Source organism: Bacillus sp. LJBS06 (genome assembly GCF_016924995.1).
Lineage (GTDB): Bacteria > Bacillota > Bacilli > Bacillales > Bacillaceae > Bacillus > Bacillus stercoris.
This window is the reverse complement of the sequence record NZ_CP070483.1, coordinates 264,355-280,121: the sequence shown is the minus strand read 5'-3', so window position 1 is coordinate 280,121 and position 15,767 is coordinate 264,355. Positions and strand designations below refer to the sequence as shown.

14 protein-coding genes and 1 other annotated feature are annotated in these 15,767 nt (G+C 47.5%); all 14 genes read right to left on the bottom strand.

Annotated elements, in window-relative coordinates:
• Positions 1-12 precede the first annotated feature (12 nt).
• The 14 genes from JQX68_RS01520 to glnK all read right to left on the bottom strand — a co-directional run bounded on the left by JQX68_RS01520 (position 13) and on the right by glnK (position 15,550).
• Positions 13-936, bottom strand: a complete 924-nt coding sequence (locus JQX68_RS01520; RefSeq protein ID WP_040084280.1) for an ABC transporter ATP-binding protein — start codon at positions 934-936, stop codon at positions 13-15.
• A 91-nt stretch (positions 937-1,027) separates the two neighbouring features.
• Positions 1,028-1,963: a HAMP domain-containing histidine kinase gene (locus JQX68_RS01515; protein WP_040084281.1), complete on the bottom strand. Its 936-nt coding sequence runs from the start codon at positions 1,961-1,963 to the stop codon at positions 1,028-1,030.
• A gap of 1 nt (position 1,964) precedes the next feature.
• On the bottom strand, positions 1,965-2,645 hold the full coding sequence (ycbL, locus tag JQX68_RS01510; RefSeq protein ID WP_080478300.1) for a two-component system response regulator YcbL: 681 nt from the start codon (positions 2,643-2,645) through the stop codon (positions 1,965-1,967).
• A 96-nt stretch (positions 2,646-2,741) separates the two neighbouring features.
• The gene (locus JQX68_RS01505; protein WP_205440470.1) at positions 2,742-3,680 is read right to left on the bottom strand and encodes a DMT family transporter; all 939 of its coding nucleotides are present in this window, start codon (positions 3,678-3,680) and stop codon (positions 2,742-2,744) included.
• Positions 3,681-3,700: 20 nt separating this feature from the next.
• Entirely contained in the window at positions 3,701-3,862 is a 162-nt protein-coding gene (gene rtpA / locus JQX68_RS01500; protein WP_003234807.1) for an anti-TRAP regulator, read from the bottom strand.
• Positions 3,863-3,959: 97 nt separating this feature from the next.
• Positions 3,960-4,207 (bottom strand) — a binding site (T-box leader).
• A gap of 56 nt (positions 4,208-4,263) precedes the next feature.
• The gene (mphK, locus tag JQX68_RS01495; RefSeq protein WP_205440469.1) at positions 4,264-5,184 is read right to left on the bottom strand and encodes a macrolide 2'-phosphotransferase MphK; all 921 of its coding nucleotides are present in this window, start codon (positions 5,182-5,184) and stop codon (positions 4,264-4,266) included.
• Positions 5,185-5,462: 278 nt separating this feature from the next.
• The gene (gene garD / locus JQX68_RS01490; protein WP_147772852.1) at positions 5,463-6,995 is read right to left on the bottom strand and encodes a galactarate dehydratase; all 1,533 of its coding nucleotides are present in this window, start codon (positions 6,993-6,995) and stop codon (positions 5,463-5,465) included.
• 92 nt (positions 6,996-7,087) lie between these two features.
• Complete coding sequence (locus tag JQX68_RS01485) at positions 7,088-7,789, bottom strand: FadR/GntR family transcriptional regulator (protein WP_040084284.1); 702 nt, start codon at positions 7,787-7,789, stop codon at positions 7,088-7,090.
• 69 nt (positions 7,790-7,858) lie between these two features.
• Positions 7,859-9,226: a glucarate dehydratase gene (gudD, locus tag JQX68_RS01480; RefSeq protein WP_205440468.1), complete on the bottom strand. Its 1,368-nt coding sequence runs from the start codon at positions 9,224-9,226 to the stop codon at positions 7,859-7,861.
• Positions 9,227-9,262: 36 nt separating this feature from the next.
• Positions 9,263-10,630: a glucarate transporter GudP gene (gene gudP, locus JQX68_RS01475; protein ID WP_134976022.1), complete on the bottom strand. Its 1,368-nt coding sequence runs from the start codon at positions 10,628-10,630 to the stop codon at positions 9,263-9,265.
• Between the two features lie 84 nt (positions 10,631-10,714).
• Positions 10,715-12,181, bottom strand: coding sequence for an alpha-ketoglutaric semialdehyde dehydrogenase GucD (gene gucD, locus JQX68_RS01470; RefSeq protein WP_040084287.1), 1,467 nt, complete (start codon positions 12,179-12,181; stop codon positions 10,715-10,717).
• Positions 12,182-12,210: 29 nt separating this feature from the next.
• Positions 12,211-13,137 carry a 5-dehydro-4-deoxyglucarate dehydratase gene (gene kdgD / locus JQX68_RS01465; protein WP_040084289.1) on the bottom strand — a complete coding sequence of 309 codons (927 nt, stop codon included), beginning with the start codon at positions 13,135-13,137 and terminating at the stop codon, positions 12,211-12,213.
• Between the two features lie 225 nt (positions 13,138-13,362).
• Complete coding sequence (glnL, locus tag JQX68_RS01460) at positions 13,363-14,307, bottom strand: glutamine utilization two-component system response regulator GlnL (protein WP_014662630.1); 945 nt, start codon at positions 14,305-14,307, stop codon at positions 13,363-13,365.
• Between the two features lie 10 nt (positions 14,308-14,317).
• The gene (gene glnK / locus JQX68_RS01455; RefSeq protein ID WP_080478299.1) at positions 14,318-15,550 is read right to left on the bottom strand and encodes a two-component system sensor histidine kinase GlnK; all 1,233 of its coding nucleotides are present in this window, start codon (positions 15,548-15,550) and stop codon (positions 14,318-14,320) included.
• Between the last annotated feature and the right edge of the window lie 217 nt (positions 15,551-15,767).

Genomic DNA, 15,767 nt, shown 5'->3' with positions numbered 1-15,767 from the left:
GTCTCTCCTCCTTTACGCACTGATGCTATTGCCGTTGATCAAGTTGATAAAATAATCCTCCAGCGACGTATACTTTTTGTTCATTGATTCAATGTCTACATCATTCAAAATCAACGCTTTGGATATGTCAGACTGAGAGGCTTCAGCCTCGTAAATTCGAATCGTTTTCTCATTTAAGATTTTAAAGTTCGTTAAATGCAGCTCTTTCTCAAGCACAAAGCAGGCCTTTGTCTGATTCGATGTAACAAGCTCAATGTATTCAGTGTTCTGGCCTCTGACATCCTCCATTGATACCTCTTCAATCAGTCTGCCGTCCCGAATGACGCCAATCGTGTCCGCAATTTGTTCGATTTCACTCAGCAAGTGGCTTGAGATCAACAGTGTCATCCCGTATTCTTTGCTCAGCACTTGAAACAATTGCCTGATTTTTTTAATGCCGAGAGGATCAAGCCCATTCACCGGCTCATCCAGAATAAGCAGATCCGGCTTTGTGAGGATGGCACGCGCAATTCCAAGGCGCTGCTTCATTCCGAGCGAAAAGGTTTTGACGTGCTGCTCGTTGGTTTGTTTTAAATTCACCATATCCAGCACTTCTTGAATGGCTTTTTTATTGTGGTATCCCATGTATTCACAATGCAGCTCTAAATTTTCTTCAGCTGTCAGGTTTTCATAAAAAATCGGATATTCAATCATGCTGCCGATGTTCCCCAGCACCTCATATGACGTGTGGGTGAGCTTATTCCCAAGGATGCTGATTTCACCGCTTGTCGGTTTAACAAGGCTAGTCAGCATTTTCATAATAGTTGTTTTCCCCGCGCCGTTCGGGCCGAGGAAGCCATAGATTTCACCTTTTTTAATATGCATGCTGACATCGGATACAACCTCTTTGCCCTGATACGTTTTGGTCAGTCCGTTTGTTTGTACGATATAAGTCAAATTTGTTTCTCCTTCCCTCTCTTTTCCTGTTTTCTATTGTAGCGGCGAGCCCTGTCATTTTTATTTCTCAAACCTTACGAAATTCTTACGTTTAAAATGTCATGCGTTTCAATGTGATCGTAAATGCAGTCCGTTCGTACGGCTTGCTTTTGACAGATATAGCGCCCCCCATTTTTTCTGTAAGCCGCTTTGTGATGGTTAAACCGAGACCACTTCCTTGAAATGCTTTATTTCTGGATTCTTCAAGTGTGTACAGCCTTTCAAACACCCGCTGCTGATCGGTTTCACTTATCCCTTTTCCGCGATCCCATATGGTGATGGCAATGTTCGTCTCATCATATGACAGCGTCAGTCCGATTAACTTGCCGGCCGCGCCATACTGAATCGCATTTGACAATAGGTTTTGCAGGATTCTGTCCAGAGCCTCTTCATTCGCCTGCGCATACACCGGCGTATCCGGGATATCAATGGCTGCACGAAAGCCTTTAGACTGAACTGCGTCATAATAATGCAGGATATTGCGTTTGCATATGTCGTTCATATGTACTTTGGTGATTGGGATGTCTTTATCTTCAGATTCTAATTTCGCTAAATCAAAAAAGGAATTGATCATCTGAATGAGTTCATTTGTTTTCTGGCGGAGCTTCCCCAGCAATCTTTCCCGCTCTTCGTCTGGCATATTCGGATCACTTTGGATGGTTTCGATATAACCGAGAATGACCGTTAACGGCGTTTTCAGGTCGTGCGACATATTGGTCAGCATTCGCTTCATGGAATGCTCTGTTTTCGCAAACCGGGCACTGATCTGCTGACGATTCTCAAGGAAAAGATTGATGTTAACAAGCAAGTCTTTGAGCGCTTGATCGTCTGTAGGAAGCAAAATTCGCCCCGCCGAATCCTGCCTGAGCATGGAGCCAAGCTGTTCTGCCATATATGCCAAATTCCCGTCTCGCTTCTTTTTCATTATGAATTGAATCACATTCAGGCACGCCAGAACGATGACGGCGGCCATCCATAGCACTGTCATTCTAAAACTCTCCTAATTTATAACCGATGCCCCATAGCGTTTTAATATATTGAGGGGAGGAGGGGTCATCTTCAATCTTTTCTCTAAGCCGCCGCATATGTACGTTAATAATGTTTTGATCGCCAAAATACTCTTCATTCCAGACAGAACGGTAGATTTGTTCTTTCGTAAACACTTTTTTAGGATTTGCCGCAAATAGACACAGCAGCTGCCATTCTGTTGATGTCAGCTGAAGCGGTTCTCCATTTTTCATAACTGAGACATTGTCTATATCGATCGCAAGCTGGTGAATCCGGATCACCTTATTCTCAGCCGGTTCCTCTGCTGAATATTGCGTCGCCCTTCGTATCGCGGCTTTTACTCTTGCTGTCAGCTCAATCATCGAAAACGGTTTGGCGATATAATCATCCGCCCCAAAACCCAATCCCAATGCCTTGTCAACCTCTCCGTCTTTTGCCGAAATCATTAAGACCGGTATATTGCTTCTTTCCCGGATGATTTTCAGAAAATCCATGCCGTTCAGCTTCGGGAGCATGATATCGAGGAGGATCAAATCGTATGAACTCTGCTGAAACAGCCGGATGCCCTCTTCTCCGTCGAAAGCATGTACAATCCGAAAGCCTTCTTTTGTTAAATAATGATCCACCATTTCACTGATTGAGTGGTCGTCTTCCACAAGCAATATGCTCTGCATCTTCTCACCTAACCTTTACAAAATCAAAAAACACACACGTAATTACACTTATTGTAATTGAAAAACGTGTGTGTTTTATAAAAATTATTCATTTTTTCCTGTTTTCAGCTTCCTGTATTCCATCACCGTAATGACAAAGAATACGGCACCACATCCGATGGCTTGAATAAGCCGAAGCCGTTCATCAAGAAATAAAGCCCCAAAGAAAATCGTCAGGACAGGCCCTGCCATTGAAATGACGGCGGCCCGCTGCGCCCCGATTCGTTTAATCCCCTCAAGCATTAGCACAAATGGAATCACAGTGGTAGCGACTGCAATGACCGCAAAAACACCGTACATAGCAAGCGGGTATGCTGCTATTGGCGTATTCATGCCAGCCGCCGATTTGATCCCTGTGTAAAGCATCATGGCCGCTCCGGCTGCTGTCATCCCGTATGCATTAAGACGGATGCCTCCGATTTGATGGACGAGCCGCCCGGAAAGAACAAGATAACCAGCATAGACGGCCGAGGATAACAAAATGAATGCAGCGCCAATCATATTCGCCTGAAAAAGCTCAGCATCCCAGCCGCCCAACGCTAAGAAAAGTCCGAACATGACCGCCAGCACTGTGAAAAGGTCCTGAACTGTAACCATATTCCGATCACGACACGCTGTAAATAGGATTACAAATATCGGACAGCTCATAAGCAAAATACGCTCAACCATTGCGGATACATGGTTCAGCCCGATAAAATCAAGCAAGGGAGACAGAAAAAAACAAAACACGCCCGCGACACAGGCCTTCACTAGGTCTCCTTTTTTATTGCCGTCTGGCATTGAAGGACGGTAAAACAAGAAAATCAGCCAAAACAGCGGAACAGCAAACAGCTGTCTGTATAACAACACCGCGTCTGGCTCAGCACCCATTTGATAGGCCCATTTAATCCAAATTGACTTAGACGCAAAACAAACCGTTCCGATCAGCAAAAAAATTGTACCTGAAGCGGCCTCGCGAAACTTCCTCTTCTCTTCTTCTCTCATCTCAACTCAGCTATTCTCCTTTACTTATTCAAATGCTTTTGGATAAAATCGAGAAGCGTATATCCTTGGGCAGTCAGAATAACACCTTTCCCGCTGCAGGCCGGGCATGGTGTTCCTTCAATTTCTCCCGCTCTTTCACATTTAGGACATGCGACCTCAAGATCATCAGTTGCAATGACCATTTGACATCCTCCTTTCCTATTCATCTGCTATGCACCACCAGCCATCGTCCATTGGCCGTCACCTCCTTTAAGAAACACAAAAAAACCCCCATCCTATGCAAAGGACGAGGGTCTCGCGGTACCACCTTTATTAACAGCTATACAGCCGTTCACTCTAAGTACAGAAAACCTATGTTTCAATACTCCTCTCTTGGTAACGGGGAGAGAAACCCGGCATCGCCTACTATCCGTTCAGCAAAGCAATTCAGAAGCCCATTCAGCATCAGGGGAGGATCGGTTCACACCTGCCACCGACTCTCTGAACCTCCATTCTGATGCGTACTTACTCTTCCTCACGATTGTTGTTCCGTTCTATTATTTGTAAAGTTTATAATACTTGGTTCATGAAATGAAGTCAATTCTTAATCCGATGTTACACCGAGTGCTTCAAGCGCCATATCAACGTGCTCCTCCTGCTGTGTTTGCAGAGCGAGCTTGGCGATTTCCAGCGGATACGCCGCCTGCATCTCTGAAATGTGCTCCTGCATTTTTGCCCATATCCGGCCGCCTGCTCGATCATAGTGTTCAAGTAAACGGGCAGTTTCTTTTTCCCCGAAAATGGTTTGATAAAGAACAAAATCCTTGGCTGGATCGGCAACCTTCGCTTCTGTCCAATCCAGAAGCCCTGTGACACGTTCATTTTGGTCAATAAGAATATGCGGCGGGTGGAGATCGCCGTGTATCAGTGCAGAAAAACCAGGCCAGTATGCATCATCATTTATCCACGTTTGCCATCTTTCCCAAAGCTGACTAGATACACCAAGCTTATTTTTCACATCAACCATAGAGTCTGCTGTCATTTGCCTGAAATCTTCTGGCTTTATCACTTCTATTCCCGATTGTCCGGCAGCTGTTTGATTTGTGTCATGTAATTCCGCCAGTATGCCGGCAAGTGTATGAACAAAATCGTCTGATGGCGGCTGATGATTCATGTTCCATACATATTGTTTCTGTTCCAAATCAATTTCAGCCGCCGGCGTTCCTTTTAACATTGGGTAAGCGATCAATTCCGGTGTGTGAATTCTCCAATCCGGCACATCAGCTGTAAGATTCGCGCGGAGAAAGGCAAGCGTTTTGTCTTCCGCAGATGCTCTTTCCACAACATCCCTGCGACGCGGCTTTCGCAGCACCCATTGCATACCTGTATCGTCCTCGGCAAATACAACTTGAAAGTCCATTCCGGTTTCATTCAATTGCGCGTTCTTAGAATGAACCGTCAAACCTTGGCTGCGTGCAAGCCCGACAATCTCTGTAATTAGCTGTTTTTCGGCAAGGTTTGTCATCCCCATTTCCCCTTTCTCATGCTCCGGCCTGAAGTAGAGAGAAGGGATATTGAAGGCACAAAAAAAGAAGGCAGGCATCGCCACCCTCTTTTTTGATAACCATATAAGGGCTCATACATAGGCGGATTCATCCCGATTCTCCCTCATTCAGGCGAGATTTGTTCACTATTGAATTCGTGTCACTCGGAATCTAATGAATGCCATGCTGTAACCCCTCCGTTTCCTAGACGTTAATTGCATTTTACAGCATATTCCATCTCTTCGCTATAAAAAATGAATCAAGTCACTGGAGCAGGATTGAACAAGCACAAATCATTATGAAGGCCCCAACGGTCAGCCCACGTTTGTTTGCGGCCGCTTGCCACATCCAAAATCGTTCTGAAGATTTCCCAGCCTACATCTTCGATACTGGCCTCTCCTGTCGCGATTCGGCCCGCATTGATATCGATTAAATCCGCCCAATGCTCTGATAATGAATGCCGCGTCGATACTTTCAGCACCGGTGCAGCCGCCAGGCCGTACGGTGTTCCCCTCCCTGTCGTAAACACCTGCAGATTCATGCCCGCAGCCAGCTGCAGAGTGCCGCACACAAAATCGCTTGCCGGTGTCGCCGCGAACAGCAGGCCTTTTTGCTCTGCCCTTTCACCTGGGCCGAGCACGCCGGAGATAGGGCTAGTGCCTGATTTCGCCACCGAGCCTAACGCTTTTTCCACAACATTGGATAATCCGCCTTTTTTATTGCCTGGTGAAGGGTTTGCGCTTCGATCTGCGTCTCCCCGCCGGAGATAGCTGTCATACCACTTCATCTCATTGATCAGCGATTGTCCGACCTCTTCACTGACAGCACGAGGCGTTAATAAATGAATGGCATCACGTACCTCTGTCACTTCAGAAAACAAAACCGTCGCACCTGCGTGAACCAATAAATCAGCCGCATACCCCACGGCAGGGTTCGCCGTCACGCCGGAAAACGCATCACTGCCGCCGCATTGCAGACCGATAACCAGATCTGAAACAGGGCATGTCACACGGGTTCTGCTGTTCAGCCTGATTAACCGCTCCTCCGCCATTTCCAAAATGGATTGGATCATCGCCGCAAAACCTTGATGATCCTGGAGCGATAGAATGTCATCATCATTCTCAGAGGCAATTCTTGCCGGAAGGAGCTTTTCACATCCCAATCCGATTACCATTACTTCTCCGCCGAAGTTCGGATGCTTCGCGAGATTTTGAATCGTGCGGATCGGAATGACGGCGTCGGGCGCATTGATCGCCACGCCGCATCCGTATTGATGATGCAGCGGCACAACGTCATCGACATTTGGGTATTTCGGCAGCAGCTCTTCTTTGATCCGTTTGACCGCATAATTTAATACGCCAACGACACATTGAACACTTGTGGTGATGCCGAGAATATTTTTTGTCCCCGCACTGCCGTCCGCATTTCGGTATCCTTCAAATGTATATCCTTCAAGAGGGGGCAGCGGCTTCGGCACTCTGTTTGCGAGAGGAAGATCGCCTAACGCCGGGGGATCGGGCATTCTCACGAGGGATTCCCGTATCCAGCTTCCGCGCTTGATCGTCTCATCAGCAAATCCGATCACCTCTCCGTAACGCACGATCTCATCCCCTTGATTGAGATCGGTTAAGGCCACCTTATGGCCTTGAGGGACATCCTCTTCAAGGACGAGCCCGCATGAGAAAACAGTGCCCTTTGGCAGTCCTCCATCATTTACAATAATCGCCGTGTTATCTGTGTCATTCACTTTGATGTAAAGGGGCGCTTGGTTTTGCCTTAGGTTCATCGCCATATGAAAATCACTCCTCATATCTTAGTAAGCGTTTTCTAAATTGGTTTTAAAAAAACCGCAGCTCCTACGTTTCAACTGCGGTTGTCTCACCATTATTTTTCATCCAGTCCTTTTAGAATTTTGTCACGGACAAATTTCAGATGCTCATACATGTGGTAATGCGCTTTGTAAGGATCTCTATTGGCAAGGGCGTCGTAGATTTTTTTGTGATATTCGACCGTTACATCTCTCTCCCTGTACGGAATTTGGCTGTCAATTTTCGCATGGGTGATTAAGAGGGATTGAATCATCCCCTCTACAACGGGATTATTGGCACTTAACGCTATAATTCGATGGAATTCTTTATCCGCTTCACCATAAAGATTGTCAGTGCTGTTGGCAATATCGTCGATTGTCTTCTGCAAACGCTGAAGCTCATCCTCGTTGATTTTTTCTGCGGCAATCGTCACGAGTCCTAGTTCTAACGCCATCCGCGCTTCAATGATTGCCGGAAGATTATCAGTCGCCAAGGCAAGCATGACGGAAAATGGCTGCATGCCGATTTTATCGTTGAAATATGTGCCCCCGCGTGTTTTTCTCGTAATGACGCCCAGCGTTTCAAGTGAACTGAGCGCCTCCCGAAGCACCGGCCTGCTGACATGCAAAATGTCCATCAGTTCCATTTCTGTCGGCAATTTGTCTCCGGCCCTCAACTGGCCGCTCGATAATAAATGGACAATCCGTTCGATGACCTGTTTGGCTAATGTTTTCCGATTGACTGTATCGACTTTCAAATCCTCTAAACCTTCGTACACGAACAACTCTCCCTTCAGTTGTTCAATTGTAAGACAAAATAGCCGATATGACAATATTTACAATAAAACTTATCGTACAAGACACGGGCGCTTCCGGTCAAATTCCCAGTTGCGGATCAGGAACTGCATAGAAATCGCGTCATTTCGGGCGCCTACATTCATTTTCCGGTAGATCTCATGCGCTTTTTCCACTTGTTTCATATCAATATCAACGCCTAGTCCGGGCTTATCCGGCACCTTGACACAACCAGCGGAAATCTCAAAAGGCTGTTTCGTTAATCGCTGGCCGTCCTGCCAGATCCAATGGGTATCAATCGCCGTGATGCGCCCCGGAGCCGCTGCTGCCACATGGGTAAACATCGCAAGGGAAATATCAAAGTGGTTGTTGGAGTGTGAGCCCCATGTCAAACCCCAATCATGGCACATTTGCGCAACCCGCACCGACCCTTGCATCGTCCAAAAGTGCGGATCAGCCAGCGGTATATCCACCGCATGAAGCTGGATCGCGTGACCCATTTCCCGCCAGTCGGTCGCAATCATATTTGTCGCAGTCGGAAGCCCTGTCGCGCGGCGAAATTCAGCCATCACTTCGCGAGCGGAGTAGCCGTTCTCATCCCCGCATGGATCTTCTGCGTACGCGAGCACATCTTGCTTTCCTTTGCATAATGCGATAGCCTCCTCTAATGACCACGCCCCGTTCGGATCAAGGGTGATTCTTGCCTCTGGAAAACGTTTCGATAAGGCGGTAACAGCTTCGATTTCTTCTTCTCCCCGCAGCACCCCGCCTTTGAGCTTGAAATCCTGAAAGCCATAGCGCTCCTGTGCAGATTCGGCAAGACGCACAATGCCCTCCGGCGTCAGCGCTTCCTCATGGCGCAGACGGAACCACGCACAATCTGACTGCTCATCGCTTTGATACGGCAAGGTCGTCCGCTTTCGGTCACCGATGTAAAAAAGGTAACCAAGCATTTTTACTTCATCGCGCTGCTTCCCTTCGCCAAGCAAAGCTGCGACAGGTTCCTGAAGAAATTTCCCAAGCAAATCCAACAAAGCCGCTTCCAATGCGGTGACGGCGTGCACAGTGGTGCGCAAATCAAACGTCTGGATTCCGCGTCCTCCCCTGTCCTGATCGCCAAACTGCTTTCTGACCCTTTGCAATATCGCCTGGTACGCACCAATGGATGCTCCGACAACAAGCGGCTCTGCCAGCTCCAGTGTGCGGCGAATATGCTCTCCGCCAGGCACCTCGCCGACTCCCTGATTTCCGCTGCTGTCTGTTAAGATTACGATATTCCGGGTGAAAAACGGGCTGTGCGCTCCGCTTAGATTCAGCAGCATGCTGTCATGTCCCGCAACCGGAATCACCTTCATTTCTGAAATTGAGGGAATATTCGATCTTTTTTCTTTTTGAACCTGCTCTTGTATTGATGAGCCCATGCTTTTTCCTCCTTTTATAAAGCGCTTTCATAAATATTAGACAGGCAATGATTGATCGGGGTCTTGTTCTTGTTTCTTTAACACGACCCGTTTAATCGGGCCGACCAGCAGCAAATAGCTGAGGATCGCAACAATCGCATTAGCGCCGACAAACACGAGCGCGCCATTAAATGATCCTGTGGCATTGACGATGTAACCGATAATAATCGGTGTTGTAATCGAGGCAATATTTCCGAAAGTGTTGAACAAACCGCCGCTCAGTCCTGCACACTCTTTCGGAGACGTGTCCGACACGACAGCCCAGCCCAGTGCGCCGAAGCCTTTTCCAAAAAACGCGAGCGACATAATAACAACGACGAGCCACGCTGAAGCTGTATAGTTGCAGACGATCATACTGCAAGACAGCAGCATGCCGGCAATGATTGGCACTTTTCTAGCAAAGGTCAGTGAACGGCCTTTTTTGAGTAAGATGTCGGACACAATACCTCCAAGCACGCCGCCGGCAAATCCGCACAGCGCCGGCAGGGAGGCGACAAACCCAGCTTCTAGAATAGACATGCCGCGGGCCTGAACCAAATATACCGGAAACCATGTGAGAAAGAAATAGGTGAGAGTCGTAATGCAATATTGCGCGATGTACACGCCAATCAGCATGCGGTTCGTTAACAGCTGTTTGATATACGGCCATTTCGATTCTGTTTCTTGTTTGCTTTTACTGTCATCCATGGAAATCAGCCCGCCGCCCTGTTCGATGTACGCAAGCTCAGCTTCGTTAATCTTTGGGTGTTTTTTCGGTTCATACACCGTTTTTAGCCAGATGACAGCCAGAAGAATCCCCGCAGCCCCCATGACAACGAAGACGGAATGCCAGCCGAAAGAGTGGGTGAGCCAGCCCATTAAAGGAGAAAAAATGACGATTGCGAAGTATTGTGCTGAATTAAAAAAGGCTGAAGCTGTCCCGCGCTCGGAACTTGGAAACCATGAGGCAACAACTCTGCCGTTTCCGGGAAATGAAGGCGCTTCTGATAAGCCTACCAGAAAACGCAGTGCAAACAGCAGGATAATCGCTGTGCCGGCTGAGAAAAAGCCAATCGCCCCTTGCAGCAGCGTAAAAAACGACCAGAAAAAGATGCTTAACGCAATGATAGTCTTTGAACCAAAACGGTCCAGCAGCCAGCCGCCCGGAAGCTGCCCGATGACATAGGCCCAGCCAAAGGCAGAAAAGACATATCCCATGGCGACCGAGTCCAACCCCAAATCATGCTGGACGGAATCTCCGGTGATGGAAAGCGTCGCTCGATCCGCGTAGTTAATAGAGGTCACAAGAAACAGCATAAACACGATGAACCAGCGCACAGACGTTTTTTTGCCCGCCGGTGTAACACTCGCAAAGTCTTTTTTCATAGTATCTTCTCCTTTTCAAAGTAGAGAATCATATGCTGGCTGTGATAAAGCTGGGAAAGAGACATACGCCTCTTTCCAGCACCATTACGGCTTCACAAAAACGGTTTTGATCGCTGTGAAAAAGTCCTTCGCCGCCTCACCCTGTTCGCGGGAGTGGGAGCTCGACTGCTTCATGCCGCCAAAAGGCGCCTGCAGCTCAACGCCTGCGCTTTCTGCATTGACCCGAACCAGTCCGGCATCGATTTCTTCAATGAAAGAAAGCATTTTGCCTATGTTTTCCGTGAAGATGGATGCACTTAAACCGAACTTCACATCATTGGCGATGTCCAGCGCCTCCTCCATCGAATCAACCTTGATCAAGACAATCACCGGACCGAAGATTTCCTCCTGGGCAATCGTCATCTCAGATGTCACATTGTCAAAGATGGCAGGCTGAACATAATAGCCGTTTTGATACTTTCCGTTCTCCAGCTTTTCTCCTCCCATTAAAAGGGAAGCGCCCTCCCGCTTGCCTTTCTCAATGTATGACAGGCAGTTATCAAGCTGATTCTTGCTGGCGATCGGTCCCATCCAGACATCCTCTTTTAAGCTGTCTCCGATTGTAATATCCTTTGTGCGCTGGAGCAGTTTTTCTTTAAAGCGCTCATAAATGCCGCTTTGTACGATGACACGGCTTGTCGCGGTGCATTTCTGGCCGGTTGAACGAAAGGCCCCCGTAATGACAGCTTCAGCCGCAGCTTCAAGGTCAGCGTCATCAGCTACGATAACAGGGTTTTTGCCGCCCATTTCAAGCTGATATTTAGCTCCCCTCGCTAAAGCGGCTTGCCCGATGATTTTTCCGACTTGATTTGAACCGGTAAACGTAACGGCGTTTACACCGTCATGCTCAGCAAGCCCCTGCCCGACAACAGAGCCCGGGCCTGTCACCAAATTGATGACCCCTGCCGGCAGCCCCGCTTCCTCAAAGCAGGCAATGAGCTTCGCGCATGTCACAGCTGTTTCTGTCGCCGGTTTGATGACAACGGTATTGCCGTATACCAGTGCCGGCGCCATTTTCCAAATCGGAATCGCCACAGGGAAATTCCATGGAGAAATCACGCCGACCACACCGAGCGGGACACGGGTGGTAAACATGAGGGCGTCTTTGTCAGTAGACGGAATGACGTCACCCGTTTTGCGCATGCCCTCTCCGGCGTAATAGCGCAGAATGGCAATCCCCCGGGCTGTTTCTCCCTTAGCTTCCGGCAGTGTTTTGCCCATTTCACGCGTTGCACAGGCGGCGATTTCCTCCAAGCGCCGCTCCATGATATCCGCTGTTTTGTATAAGTATTGGCCTCGCTCGGCACCCGTCAGCTTTCTCCAAGCCGTTTTGGCTTTATTGGCGGCGGCGACGGCACGTTCCACATCCTCAGCTGTTGAATTCTGTACATAACCGACAATATCATTCACGTCGGCAGGGTTTTCGACCTTGACCATATCGCCTGATTGAGACTGAACCCACTCTCCGTTAATAAAGTTGAGATACGTGTTTTGTTCCGTGATCACAGACATGCCCATTGCCCCTTTCGTGTTTTTTCTGGTCAAACCGTTGCGGCTTTTTTCGGAAAACGGTCAGCCGCCTGCTTCAAAATCGCTTCCAATTGCTGATAATGTTCTTTTTCAACCGGGCCGACAGGCGGTCTGGCTGTATTTCTTACATTCAGCCCCATGATCTCCATCCCCGCTTTAATCAAGGATACGGCGTAGCTCTTTCGTTGTTTGCGAATATCGTTGATTGGGAGAATCACATGCTGATAGATTTCCTTCACCAGCTCGGCATCTCCGTTTTTCAATGCATCATAGAACATTCGCGAAATATGCGGGATATAATTTGAAATCGCTGAAGAGTAAGAGTGGAACCCGATCGGCAGGTAAGCCGGCATCGTCACTTCAGCCATCGGCATTCCATTGAGCCATCCCAAGCGGTCGCCGATCGTATAGACGAGGTTAATATTTAAATCCATATTCCCTACCCCGTCTTTGACACCGACAAGCTGTTCACATTCGGTCAAGCGTTTGATCTGTTCTACAGCGAGAATGGCGTTATCACGCTGATAGAGAATCGCATTCAAGTCAGTGCTTTCAATAATCGTTTTCGCATACTGATACAGTCCCTCCTGTTCGCCATGCACCAAATACGGGGGCAGGATCAAGTAGCCGTCGGCGCCCTTTTTCTCCGACAGCTGCGCCCATTCAAGCGCTGTGCTGAGGTTGCCGCCCACCCCAGTGTAAACCGGCACCTTTCCCCCAGCTGCCGAGACTGCGACTTCCACCATTTGCTCATATTCCTTCTGGCTGAGAGATTGAAATTCACCAGACCCGCAAGCGATAAATATCGCTTCTAAGCCCTCTTTCAGCAAAAACTCAATGTTTTGAAAAAGAGCTTCTTCCTCCAGCTTTCCTTGTGTGTTAAAAGGAGCAACCGGAAAACCTAAAATGCCAGCGGGTGCTTTTCTGATACGGCTCATCAACATAACCTCCTGTTATTTGTGTATACAGCCTCTGACTGAAAGCGCTTTATTATTCTTTCTTTCACATCCACTCCTTTCCATATATCCTTTTGTTTAATTGTAAGACAAATAAACAATAAGTCAATATCTTTATTTTCTGATATTTTATAAAAAAACAGTAAATCGCTGTCCCGCCGGGATTCTGCGCAGCAAAAAAACAGCCGGATCAGCCGGCTGTTTGGTTTATATCCTTCTTTGTTTCATCGTCTCGTGCAAAAGCTTCGCTTCCAAAAAAAACACGTGGATGAATTTTTTCATATTTATTCTAGCAGGGGCGAGAGGTTTTGCATCCTTGGATTGGAGTTCTTTCATTTTCTGGCTGACTACCGGAAAATCAAAGAACTTCGACGCATAGGTTTCAAATTTTGGATTCGAAAAATCAGTTGTCCCCAGTGATGCAAAATGGTGCAGCGAATGGATAATCGCTCTGCGGATACGCTGCTCTGAGGCTTTCATTTCCCGATTGACCTCCGTCTGAGAGGCCCCTGTCCCCAGCTTCCGTTCGGCTACTTGGGTGAATATTTGTTTTAGCGAAGGGCTTTGTTTTTCGTGCGGCTCGGATTGCTCGTATTCTGCTAAATACTGCAGGACCGCCATGAGATCCTGCGCGCCGCCTTCTCCCATCATGCCCAGCTCGGACAGCAGAAATGCTCCCGCCTCTTTTAAACCGCTGTCACTCTTCTGCTGGGGACGCGCTTTCCGATCAGTCCGATTGACAAGCCGGCTTAGTGAATGCTGAATGGCTCCAATCGAGTGTTCAAGCTCAATCCGCTCCTTCACCTTTTGGAGAACCGTAACAATTTCAATGCGGTTAATCGGCTTATGGATAAAATATTCGATGCCAAGCGAGTACGCTTCTCCGACCATTTCCTTCGCCTCCACTTGAGAGATCATGACGATTTTGCCGGAGTACGTATGCTGGATCTCACGAATGGTCTCAATGCCGTCTCTTCCGGGCATTAACAGATCGATTAATAAAATATCAATCTGTTTGAACTGCAGCATATGCCCTTCCACTTGGCTTCCGTCGTCTGCTTCACCAGCAGCCTCCCCAAGATCCTCGTCCTCAATGATCTGCCTTAAAATTGACCGTACCGCACGGTCATCATCAGCGATAAAAAAACGCATAGCTTTCGGTTCACCCTTTCTGAATCAAATGCCGGACAGGCAGCCTGATGGCAAACACCACTCCCCGCTGCTGATTATTAAACGTAATATCCCCATCTAGTTCAGTCACCATTTCCTTCACATAGGAAAGTCCTATTCCCGTAGAAGGCGTGCCGAATTCGTCATATTTTGAAGTAAAGCCCGGGTCGAACACAATCTCCCCTATTTTTTCAGATATACCGGGACCATTGTCTTCCACCTGAAATTCTACCATACTCTCATTTAACTTATGGAGCCTCAGGCTGATCATTCCCTCTTCATCCATAGCCTCTACCGCATTTGCCGTTAGATTATTAATGATCGAAAGCACAATAAATACGTGATATTCGTCATGCTCTCCCTCTATGGAGCAGTAAAAATCAATCTGCTTTCCCAGTGCTTCAGCGTACTTTTCATTCATTCGAATCACGAGCTGCAGCAAATCAGAGGCCCTCATATAATCTCTCAAACTCTCATTCGAAATCAGTTTTGAAAGCCCAGCGAATATCCGCTGGTTGTCCTTTTTCACTTCATGAATCTCCCCGGCCAGTCTCAGGATTCTGCCGCTGAGCTGATGATCCTTGCCCTTCATTTCCCGATAGAGCTGATACGAATCGTTTGTCACTTTCTCTGTCGTTTTCAAAGTCTTTTTTAGGTGCACCGTTTCTTCATATAAATTAGAAACGATCATCAGCATGTGCTCATGCTGCTGCCTTGTCTGTTTTTCTCTCGATTGTGTTTCATACAGCTTCAGCACACTATAAAAGCTCATCACGATAAATGTGTGAGAAATCGCAATCACCGCAATGTCAGTAATTTCCTCAGGCGTGACAACCGTATGAAAAATGAGAAATTGCACAGCCAGCTCGACACAATCTGACACAACTTCAATCATAAACCCGATGAAACCGAGCATAATCGGCCGTTCACGGAAACGATTGGCCTTTAGTATGTAAAACAGGCAGGCGTAAGTCATATAAAAGAAAAAGCTAGACGCTTGGTCATACAGAATCGGAGTCAATCCGTTGTGCCCCCCGCCCCATAATTCCAGAAAGACGCGAAAGATAAAAACAGCCGCTCCAGTCAGAAAACCCGGCAGCACAGCGGGCACATGCCGCAACAACGATAAAAAGAAGAAAAAAACCGGTGCGCCAAAGCTGACCCGGAATTCTTCATTGAGGGGATAAAATTTCAGTTCACCGGCCAGCGGCACCGTAATCAGCATGAGAGCCAGTATATATCCGTCTTTTTCGATAAAACGTTCCAGTTTTATGATGATCACATCCTCGCTTTTTATTTTGGAGAAACGGGAGAAAACCTGCAAATTGCTTTTGACCCAGAAAATCAGGTTTTTATAAATCTTACTGCTTATTTTCAAAATGTTTTTGTCGTATTTTGTATGATTCTGTAGTCGCCATTATACAGTAAATATACCATCCGCT

Bases quoted from the DNA above. Each gene is read 5' to 3' on its own strand.
- garD (WP_147772852.1), bottom strand. From the start codon at position 6,995: ATGGCGATGAACCTAAGGCAAAACCAAGCGCCCCTTTACATCAAAGTG.
- rtpA (WP_003234807.1), bottom strand. From the start codon at position 3,862: ATGGTCATTGCAACTGATGATCTTGAGGTCGCATGTCCTAAATGTGAA.
- JQX68_RS01505 (WP_205440470.1), bottom strand. From the start codon at position 3,680: ATGAGAGAAGAAGAGAAGAGGAAGTTTCGCGAGGCCGCTTCAGGTACA.
- JQX68_RS01515 (WP_040084281.1), bottom strand. From the start codon at position 1,963: ATGACAGTGCTATGGATGGCCGCCGTCATCGTTCTGGCGTGCCTGAAT.
- kdgD (WP_040084289.1), bottom strand. From the start codon at position 13,137: ATGAGCCGTATCAGAAAAGCACCCGCTGGCATTTTAGGTTTTCCGGTT.
- gudD (WP_205440468.1), bottom strand. From the start codon at position 9,226: ATGGGCTCATCAATACAAGAGCAGGTTCAAAAAGAAAAAAGATCGAAT.
- gudP (WP_134976022.1), bottom strand. From the start codon at position 10,630: ATGAAAAAAGACTTTGCGAGTGTTACACCGGCGGGCAAAAAAACGTCT.
- glnK (WP_080478299.1), bottom strand. From the start codon at position 15,550: ATGCTGATTACGGTGCCGCTGGCCGGTGAACTGAAATTTTATCCCCTC.
- mphK (WP_205440469.1), bottom strand. From the start codon at position 5,184: ATGACAAACCTTGCCGAAAAACAGCTAATTACAGAGATTGTCGGGCTT.
- glnL (WP_014662630.1), bottom strand. From the start codon at position 14,307: ATGCGTTTTTTTATCGCTGATGATGACCGTGCGGTACGGTCAATTTTA.
- gucD (WP_040084287.1), bottom strand. From the start codon at position 12,181: ATGTCTGTGATCACGGAACAAAACACGTATCTCAACTTTATTAACGGA.